Here is a 9,435-nt window from a genome sequence, read left to right as displayed (position 1 = left end):
GAGATGAACAAAGAAATCATCAACCTAAAGACTGCAGTAGACCTAAGAGATACGCTTGTGCACCTCAAAGAGAACGGTTGTGTACTAGGGATACTTACCACAAATTCCAGAGAAAATGTGGTTGAATTTTTAAAGAAAAATGATCTTGAACTGTTTGATTTTGTCTATTCAGGCAGAGCAGTCTTTGGCAAGAGTAGACTATTGAAAAAGATGATGAAAGAAAAAACCATACCACATGAGGATCCAATCTACGTAGGCGATGAGATAAGAGATGTAGAGGCCGCCCAAAAGGCAGGAATCAGGGTGATAGGGGTGTCATGGGGGTACAACACCAAAAGTGCTTTGCTAAAATTCCATCCTGATCATGTCATTGAGGAACCAGAAGAGCTCAAAGGCATAATCTTAAACTAGAATTGTAAAGGTAAAATATTTTGAGAAAACTAATCAGGTTAGTTTGAAATAACACCACAAGGTGCAACAAGTAAATGACTGATGATGTAACAGAAGATGAAAAAAAGGCATTGACTCCAGAATCAGGATTTGACCTGTGTGGTATAGATTATTTTGAATCACTTGGAAGAAGATTATACTTTATTGCACATTATGATAGATATCAAGATGCGTTAAACGCAAAAAAAGAACGAGACAGACCAGATGAATATTTGATTTTGTATAAAGGCTCACCGTGATATCATGTACTTTTTAGAATCTTGTTTTTCATCAGACATTGTTTTAAAAATTCTCACAGCTTCAAGATGTGAACAATTTGCCTTCAAGCCCTTGCCGTGATGAAATTTATAAAAATTCTTGAATCCTTCACAATCACAACTGTCAGATGTAACCATGTATGATTTTGATGGGTCGCTTGATGATTTTACCTGGAACAAGTCATTGTCAATCATGACTACGCCGCTTTTTGCCAATGCCTTGGCCTTTTTGATAGTATTGGCACTCATGTATCCTACAATGTATCTCAATTAAATAATCCTTAAGTTTTTTTAACATAATTGACTAGCATGCCAGAAGAGCCAGAAGACTCTGAATCAAAGATAATCAACCAAATGTTTGATGAAATAATGAAGATGATTCGTGAGAAACAGATCAAACTAGAATCCATTGTTCAGAGAACCGTTGAGCAGGGAACCATGCAAAAAGAGTCGTTTGACCGAATATATCGAATGCTCACAGATCATGGTAAAAAGAAACAATGGATATGAGACTAAATTTCAGAGTCAACTAGTAGAAATCAAGATAGAAAAAATTGGAGAGGTGTCTTTGGTAGGACCTCTCCAAGAAAGTGCTTGCCTGGCCAAAATGCTGACTAAGAGACACATATTATGTGAATTACATGTTTGACCTAACTTTCATTTCTAGTAGGACATTAGCAGATATAGGATTCGCTCAATAGAAAAGCTGAGTTTTCATAACATTAGCTGATTGACAAGACTATAATTTTACGTTCAGGTTTTTGATTTTTTGAATTATCATGTCATGTTCGGATTCAGGCTCTGTAGATAGTATCAACAGACCATCATCAAGAAACAGGGTGATGAGCTTTACTCTTTCTTTTGATGTTATCATCCAGTTGGTCTTGCNTTCTGTGGACAGTATCAACAGACCATCATCAAGAAACAGAGTGATGAGTTTTACTCTTTCTTTTGATGTTATCATCCAGTTGGTCTTGCCTAATTTTTTATTGAACATCTCATCCCAGGATGCCTTGACAGATGCCTGGTAGTGAACCATGTTGCTTAGTTCTTCATCAAGCAATGGTGCTGCAGTTTGTTTTCTGGCAAACGTTATCAGTTTCCTGTCTTTTATTCTGCCTACAAAACGTATGGAACCATCAAGTTTTAAGATCTGTGTATATGGATCTGATTGTTTTATGCGCTGTGCCAATTGTTGACTAATTAGATCCAAAGGAAATTTAACTCTATGCCGAGATCTAGACAGAACATGAGAAATGAAACTGATATGGTACTGCTAGAGAATATAATATCAAAACATCAGATTGGAAAAGATGTTGCATCAGTAATAAAACAATCATGGAACAGAATAGACGCAATAGACGAATCCAAGACATTCAGATATGAACCAATAGAAGAATTTGAGAAAAAACTGCCACATCTAAACATGCTAAAAGAGAAAGCAACAGAGTCGTTTAGGCCATTTGCAGACAGATACCGCACATCGCTTTGTGCCGCCATGGGCATACCTATGATGGATTCAATATCAAAAGCAGGCAAGGTCGGAATTTATGAGGCATTTTACGAGTTGTTCGGGCTTACAAATGCCAAAGCCAAGAGATTTGGTCTTGCTGCACTATATTCGTCAATACAGGGTCAAAAAAACGAGGCTCCAGGAACGTATAACATTGTGTTTGACAGAGATTCACCTTGGACATTTAGAAATGAGGTAGAACACATGGAAGAATATGCCAGATATCATTTCAACAGCTACANGTATGAACCAATAGAAGAGTTTGAGAAAAGGCTGCCACATCTAAACAGGCTAAAAGAGAAAGCTACAGAATCATTTAGGCCATTTGCAGACAGATATCATACATCGCTTTGTGCAGCCATGGGTGTACCCATGATGGATTCAATATCAAAAGCAAGCAAGGCGGGGATTTTTGAGGCATTTTACGAGTTGTTCGGGCTGACAAATGCCAAAGCCAAGAGATTTGGTCTTGCTGCACTATATTCAGCAATACAGAGTCAAAAAAACGATATCCCAGATACGTATAACATCGTATTTGACAGAGACTCGCCTTGGACATTTAGAAACGAGGCAGAGCACATGGAAGAATATGCCAGATATCATTTCAACAGTTACATGATAAATCAAGTAGTCAATGCGACAAATCCATTTGGTCCAGTGATGGAACTATACGAACATGGTGCAGCTGATTTCATATTCATGCAAACAGAACAAAACGGAAAAATTAAGGAACTACTATCCACGTTTCATACTGTCAGTACAGATATTGGAAATGTGATTGCAGNAGTAATAGAATTATACGAACATGGTGCAGCAGATTTCATATTCATGCAAACAGAACAAGATGGAAAAATTAAGGAAATGTTATCCACATTTCATACTGTCAGTGCAGATATTGGAAATGTTATTGCAGTGCACATGACAGGTGATGACAAACTTTTCCATTATAGAAAGTGGGGTGAGCCTTATTTTACACTCAATGCAATCAAAGGTAAAACAAAATTAAGAATCATAGGAATTGCAGATCAGAGATTTGCGGCAGACTAGAATTTAGCTCAGTCTATCAGCATCTTTTTTCCATATTCGAACTCCATCAACGAAGACCTGTTCTGGCTCTTCAAATACAGTGTGCCATCTTCCATCATGTGGGAAGAGCTTGTCCATCTCTTTTATCTTATTATTTGTCGGGTATGTGTTAGTCAGTGCACCCCACTTCATGTTTGGAAACTTGGGCATTATTTCGTTGATATCTTTCATCTTCTGATACGTTACAAAATCAAGTGATAAAAATGCTATTCTTTTAGAGTGACTGGTTTTGACCAGTCCCTAGTCAATTAATCCTCATGTGTTGTACAGATACCAATGACAACAATAGTTGGAATCAAGACAAAAGACGGAGTAGTACTTGGATCAGACAAAAGAGCAAGTAAAGGCTTTTTCATCGGATCAAAGATAGTGCAAAAGATTGCAAGGATAGACGACACACTAGCTGTTGCAATTGCAGGACAACTCTCAGATGCAGAATACATCATCAAGGTGGCAAAAGCAGAGAGAAGACTCATGGAATTAAGGAGAGGATTTCCCTTGTCCATAAGAGAAGCCACAAGATTGATTGCAAACATTGCCTATTCTGGCCTTAGAAACTACCAGCCATATTATGTAGAATTGCTGGTTGCAGGCGTAGATAAGGAAGGTGCACATGTCTTTGCAGCAGACATGAGTGGGGCAATTACAGAGGAAGACTTTGCATCGTCAGGGTCAGGCTCACCTATTGCATATGGTGTACTTGAGAGCTTGTACAACAAGGATGTAACCAACAGCCAGGCAAGCGAGATTGCATCGCGTGCAGTATCTGCAGCAATGGAAAGAGATCCTGGTTCTGGAAATGGCATAAACATTTTGGCCATACAAAACTTGCAAAAGGAGGCAGTAGCATAAATGTCAGAATCTCAAAACGGTAACAGATTCCCATTTTATGGTCCACAAGGAAGACTGATTCTTGTAGACAGTGCCTTGGAAGCTGTAAGCAGAGGTTCAACAACAATTGGAATCAAGACTCCAAACTTTGCAATGATTGCAAGCCAGATAAAACCAACACACCCATTGATGGAGCCATCTGAGAAAATATTTCCAATCGACTTTCACATTGGCGCAACAGGTGCAGGGTACATTGGAGATATCCTACAGTTAATTGACACACTACGACTCGAGTCTCAAAAACATCGACTGACATATGAAACACCAATAGACATTGATTCATTGGCAAAACATCTGAGCAGTTTTCTCCACAACTATACCACATATGCAGTAAGGCCACAGGCAGCATCAATGATAGTTGTAGGTGAAGACCAGACTGGAATCCAGTTGTACCAAGTAGATCCAAGTGGAACTTTCTTCAGAGGTTCTGGGTTTGCAATAGGACAAGCATCAGAGACTGCACTTGATACGATCACAAAAGGATACAACAAGAACATGAGTCTAGACCAGGCCATAGAACTTGGCAGAAAGGCAATCGAAAAAGCACTTGGAGAAAAACCCATAGTCGAGACAGGAATAANAATCACAAAAGGATACAACAAGAACCTGAGTCTAGACCAAGCAATAGAACTTGGCAGAAAAGCAATCGAGAAAGCACTTGGAGAAAAGCCCATAGTCGAGACAGGAATAATAGAGCCTGGAAAAGCGTTTCGCAAGATACGCACAGAAAACTAGAATAATCCTCCACTTTTTTATTTTTTATAACCAACAGATACAGAATTTCTTTTAATCAAACACTGACGGCAAGGTGTCAGATATTTACATCACTGTGGTTTTTTGGGCGAATCTTCTTCAAAGTCCAATACAATGCTTTTGAGGGCCACTTTGACTCCTTTTAGAATTTTTAGGCCATGTTTTTTGGTAGAATNGAATCAAACACGGAAGGCAAGGTATCAGATATTTACACTATTGTGGTTTTTTGGGCGAATCTTCCTCAAAATCCAATACAATGCTTTTGAGGGCCACTTTTACTCCTTTTAGAATTTTTAGGCCATGTTTTTTTGTAGAATCGCTTGAAATCATGCATATAATATGCATTCATCACATAAAAGTCTGATCCATCTTTGGTTCTGTCAAGTCTTTGATTGATTTTTATCATCAGGATATGGAATTACAATTTCTAGAATTACTGACTTAATGATTCAATGAATTTTGCGATAGGTTTCTGATAAGAAAACTCTTCCAGTTTTTTATTTATTATTCGCACTATTTGCATAGAGGCATCACCATACAAATCTTGGAGTATAGAAGTTAGATATTCAGGATGTATATAACAATCCGTAATATGACACTGATATCTTTTCTTTAGTTCATCTTTTACGGTACAATAAGNCACATAACAATCAGTAATTTGGCATTGATATCTTTTCTTTAGTTCATCTTTTACTGTACAATAAGCGCCAGAGCCAATATCTAGGAGAGTTTTTTCAAGAATTGTAGATACTAGCCCCTGTCTAACTTTATCATAACCAAGGCCTTCTAATGATGAAAGAATGTTTTGCTTTCCTTCAAGCACTGTCCAGTCTTAACGTATTACATTTACTTAAGAGCCATGTAAGATTGTTCTAGATCTTGGTTACTTGTTGTACAGGACGTGAATGTCATTTTAACCTAAATCAAAAGTTTTGTATCATTACAGACAGAATAAACCTTAGCTTTCCATAATTTTAAAAAAAGCAATTATTGCAGGATCATTTTCCAATTCCCCAAGATAAGAACGGACTTGTGATATCACAGAATCATAATCTTCCTTGTATACATCTTTGAGTACTGTTTTGAGATATTCCGGATGATCATAGCAGTCAGTGATTTTGCAATCATAAAGTGAGCCAAGCTTTGCCAGTACCCGATGGTAATTTACATCCCCTTTTCTCATTAGTACAAGTTCCACATACGAAATCAGGGCTATCTTGTCCGGTTCGGGATCCACCACAANCCGTATACGTCCTTGAGTACTGTTTTGAGATAATCAGGATGATCGTAACAGTCAGTGATTTTACAATCATAAAGAGAACCAAGTTTTGCCAATACCCGGTGATAATTTACATCCCCTTTTCTCATCAGTACAAGTTCCACATATGAAATCAGGGCTATCTTGTCCGGTTCGGGATCCACCACGAGAAATTAGTATTTTATTTTATAATACTTTGTATCCCAGAATTTAAAACTAGTGTCAAATAGACAGGGGTGATGTACGGTTCCTAGTTGTACAAACCAAAAGAACTGTATCGATNTAGAATTTGAAACTAGTGTCAAATAGACAGGAGCGATGTACGGTTCTAGTTATACAAGCCAAAAGAACTGTATCGATTTTTCCCATCAGGTCTTTCTTGACCCTCTTTGAGCAGTTTGGTTATCTGTTCTAGTATACGGTGCGCATTTATTGTAGCATCAGACTTGTTTTTTGCCCCAACTGCATCACTTTCCACAACTGCATATCTTGNCCTTCCCTGACCCTCTTTTAGCAGCTTGGTTATCTGTTCTAGTATACGATGTGCATTTATTGTTGCATCGGACTTGTTGTTTGCCCCAACTGCATCACTTTCCACAACTGCATATCTTGATACCAGTTTTAGGTTAACGTGATACTTGTCGTTGCTTGCCCACTGCAATACAAATCCTCCGTCACCTTCTACCACGCCAATCCATCGTAATGTACCAAACCACTTGCCAAGCAATCGGTTCACAACATCTTCAACTTTGACAGTAGTAGGAATGTATAGTTGAATTATTTGTTCGAACTGCGAATCTTGATTTGAAATTGTTTTTGATAAATTTTCAAGATCAATCCTGGACTTTTTTACAAGTACAGAGTCAAGATTCTTTGTAAGCCTGTAACCATAATCAGTTTTTTTCACCAGTCTTGCATTTTCTAGTCTATGCAAAGATCTTGCCAAGCTTTGTTGATGAATACCTAACTTTCGTACAAGTCCATTGAATGTATACNTCAAGGGATACATCAGGCGAATTATCAATTATTATCTGCACTAGCTTGTCATCTACCTTGACTTCTTTCTCATTTCCTGGTTTTTCTTCATTTTTGTGCTGGTCTTTAGTATCCATCTTTATCTCCAAATAGTCACTTTACTTATTTAAAACTAGTTTAGCTTTTATCACTTGATCTGGCTCTAGCATGACACCGTTGAAGGATTTTATCAAATTACTCGCTTTTTCCATTATTTGTGTGTGATGTAAATCAAATCTATTTTTTCTTGATCTTGTGTTTCTTGAATTTAATCGGAGTTTATTATTACAACAAGGGCAACGTATCCCAATAGATAACGAGTCCACAAATATACTACATACAGAACAAGGTCTTTGTCCCACTGCAAATCTATATCCTCCTAGAGGCTTTTTTGCCGCAAATCTATAGCAAATTCCTTTACACTTCAAATTTCAATTCTCCCTTGCTAATAGAATGTACTCCATTCCAAATAAAATAGACTAGTATTAGCAAAACCTAGTCACACGTATTTTCATACAACTAGAATGTGTTTATTCCAAAATACTCAGGTTTGTGACTTGCGTGTAATTGCAATCACTGCAATAACAATACCTGCAATGCCAATACCGATTCCAGTCATGCTTATCATGTATAGACTATCGGTAGTATTCTTAACCTGCTGGAAAGACTGTACAACATTTGAGACACTCTTTGATGCAGCATCTGCATTATTTTTTGCATCCTCGATGTCACTTGTCAATTGATTTACCAGAGTACCCATCTGTCCGATATTTACAGATGTATCAGATGATGAGCCTGAAGAGGGCGGAAAGTTAAGTGAATCAACACTTGCAACATCATCTAATGGAATTTCATCATCGATTGCTTGATTTTCTACATTACCTTTCAAGACAAGACTGTAAGTTCCGACTCGTGTTGGAATCAAGACTGCATGATATTGACCATCAACGGTACTGCTTGGAAGAAAATCAAGTGGTTTTGTTACTCCACCATACTTGACAGAGATTTGCATGTCTTTTAGAGCATCAATCACTGGTTGTGCACTATCACCACTTCCTTTCTTTACAGTCACCTGTGCCGCATTGAGAAGTCCAGTATATACGGGTTCATTGTCCCATCCGACTTGAACAAGATAATTACCATAAACTTTTGTGATGTGCGCTTCAGCTGGCTTGACAGAAATTGGTGATGCAAAAATGATGGTAGCTATTATTAGTGAAAAAACAGTAGGAACCAAGACTCGTTTTATTTTGTTCATTTCTTTATAGGTTTAAAATCCAAGCCGTGGTCTGAATCTAGTTGCAACAACTACACCTGCAATTGAGACTACTATCAAGATAGCTGGCAATGGAAACTCTGGCACTGGTGGTATAGTATAACCAGTTTTGCTTTCAGAGGCCTCTTGTACATTGTATGTGCTTATCAAAACTGGATGAAGATTAACATGGGCATCTGTCATTATTGTATTTGCATTAGCCTTGTTATTTAGATCTTGTATCAGTTTGGTAAGTGCTGCAGAGATTTTGGTGTTTGCGTCAGACTTGTCTGTATTCTTTGCAGCAAGATCAGTGAATACATTTTGTGCTGCAGTTGCAAGACCTATAGAGTTTTCATATTTATTCTGATCTACTATAGTACTTGGCATAGACGAGCCATTTGACATACCAGACATGTGATCACCGGACATGTTCATTTGTGACATGTCATTTAGATCAACGGTAGAATTTATCGCATCACCATACTTTTCCAAAGATTCCTTTAGTACAAATACAACAGCCAATGCTTGTACAGTTGAGTTGTTAAGCTTGTCTTTGTCAACTCGTACAGGTATGGATTCATCAAGATAACCATTGAGTTTTGTGATGTCATCGTTTACAACACTCTCATTTCCTGTCTTTTGTGCATCAGCTAGCGTGGCATTAATTGTAGACGGAATTTCAGTTGCCAACAATGTGTTTCGTTCTCCCATTTCTCTGGTGTCATTTGCATTCCAATATTCTCCTAATGCGTCAGAATAGTAATCAATTGCACCCTTGTCGCCAACATGTTTTGCAACTATGCTTACTTCTGTTCTGATCTCTGCCATCTTAGCAAGCCAAGATGCACTCTCATCCCCACCAAAGTTGTGAGCAAATGCAGGGTGAGTATAGATCAAACCAGATGCAATAATCGCAGATAGCAACATTGCAATTAATTTGTTGTTCACAAAAAAA

Annotated in this window: 11 protein-coding genes and 1 pseudogene; 5 read left to right on the top strand and 7 right to left on the bottom strand. The window is 37.9% G+C overall.

Annotated elements, in window-relative coordinates:
- Together DYY66_RS09920 and DYY66_RS09915 are read left to right on the top strand one after the other, a co-directional pair.
- Positions 1–411, top strand: a 411-nt coding sequence (locus DYY66_RS09920; protein WP_218583714.1) for an HAD family hydrolase, incomplete at its 5' end; no start/stop codon positions are given.
- Positions 412–485: 74 nt separating this feature from the next.
- Positions 486–689 (top strand): hypothetical protein, encoded by a 204-nt coding sequence (locus tag DYY66_RS09915; RefSeq protein WP_166288818.1) that lies wholly within the window; start codon positions 486–488, stop codon positions 687–689.
- Here DYY66_RS09915 and DYY66_RS09910 read toward each other — a convergent pair.
- A complete protein-coding gene (locus DYY66_RS09910; RefSeq protein ID WP_166288815.1) occupies positions 681–956 on the bottom strand; it encodes a hypothetical protein in 276 nt (91 codons plus the stop codon). The two genes, DYY66_RS09915 and DYY66_RS09910, sit on opposite strands and share 9 nt — an antisense overlap.
- A 51-nt stretch (positions 957–1,007) precedes the next feature.
- On the opposite strand from DYY66_RS09910, the gene DYY66_RS09905 reads away from it, so the two are divergent.
- Entirely contained in the window at positions 1,008–1,217 is a 210-nt protein-coding gene (locus DYY66_RS09905) for a hypothetical protein (protein ID WP_166288812.1), read from the top strand.
- A 379-nt stretch (positions 1,218–1,596) separates the two neighbouring features.
- Here the strand turns inward: DYY66_RS09905 and DYY66_RS09900 are convergent.
- Positions 1,597–1,899, bottom strand: a 303-nt coding sequence (locus DYY66_RS09900) for a hypothetical protein (protein ID WP_218583713.1), incomplete at its 3' end; no start/stop codon positions are given.
- A 1,371-nt stretch (positions 1,900–3,270) separates the two neighbouring features.
- The gene (locus DYY66_RS09890) at positions 3,271–3,477 is read right to left on the bottom strand and encodes a hypothetical protein (protein ID WP_166288803.1); all 207 of its coding nucleotides are present in this window, start codon (positions 3,475–3,477) and stop codon (positions 3,271–3,273) included.
- Positions 3,478–3,582: 105 nt separating this feature from the next.
- Here DYY66_RS09890 and DYY66_RS09885 point away from each other — a divergent pair, with 105 nt between their 5' ends.
- Together DYY66_RS09885 and DYY66_RS16490 are read left to right on the top strand one after the other, a co-directional pair.
- Positions 3,583–4,158, top strand: coding sequence for a proteasome subunit beta (locus DYY66_RS09885; protein ID WP_166288800.1), 576 nt, complete (start codon positions 3,583–3,585; stop codon positions 4,156–4,158).
- Positions 4,159–4,777 (top strand): annotated as a pseudogene (locus DYY66_RS16490) (proteasome subunit alpha); the annotation flags it as partial.
- A gap of 813 nt (positions 4,778–5,590) precedes the next feature.
- Here the strand turns inward: DYY66_RS16490 and DYY66_RS13250 are convergent.
- From DYY66_RS13250 to DYY66_RS09845, 4 genes are all read right to left on the bottom strand, one after another.
- Positions 5,591–5,773: hypothetical protein (locus tag DYY66_RS13250; RefSeq protein ID WP_218583712.1), on the bottom strand; the 183-nt coding region annotated here is incomplete at its 3' end.
- Between the two features lie 928 nt (positions 5,774–6,701).
- On the bottom strand, positions 6,702–7,154 hold a 453-nt coding region (locus tag DYY66_RS09860; RefSeq protein ID WP_218583711.1), incomplete at its 3' end, for a hypothetical protein.
- A 612-nt stretch (positions 7,155–7,766) separates the two neighbouring features.
- Positions 7,767–8,480 carry a hypothetical protein gene (locus DYY66_RS09850; protein ID WP_166288779.1) on the bottom strand — a complete coding sequence of 238 codons (714 nt, stop codon included), beginning with the start codon at positions 8,478–8,480 and terminating at the stop codon, positions 7,767–7,769.
- A gap of 12 nt (positions 8,481–8,492) precedes the next feature.
- On the bottom strand, positions 8,493–9,435 hold a 943-nt coding region (locus DYY66_RS09845; protein WP_218583710.1), incomplete at its 5' end, for a hypothetical protein.

Source organism: Candidatus Nitrosotalea sp. FS, from assembly GCF_011319475.1.
GTDB lineage: Archaea > Thermoproteota > Nitrososphaeria > Nitrososphaerales > Nitrosopumilaceae > Nitrosotalea.
Note: the sequence above shows the minus strand (reverse complement) of the source record. Positions and strands in the feature narration are given on the sequence as shown.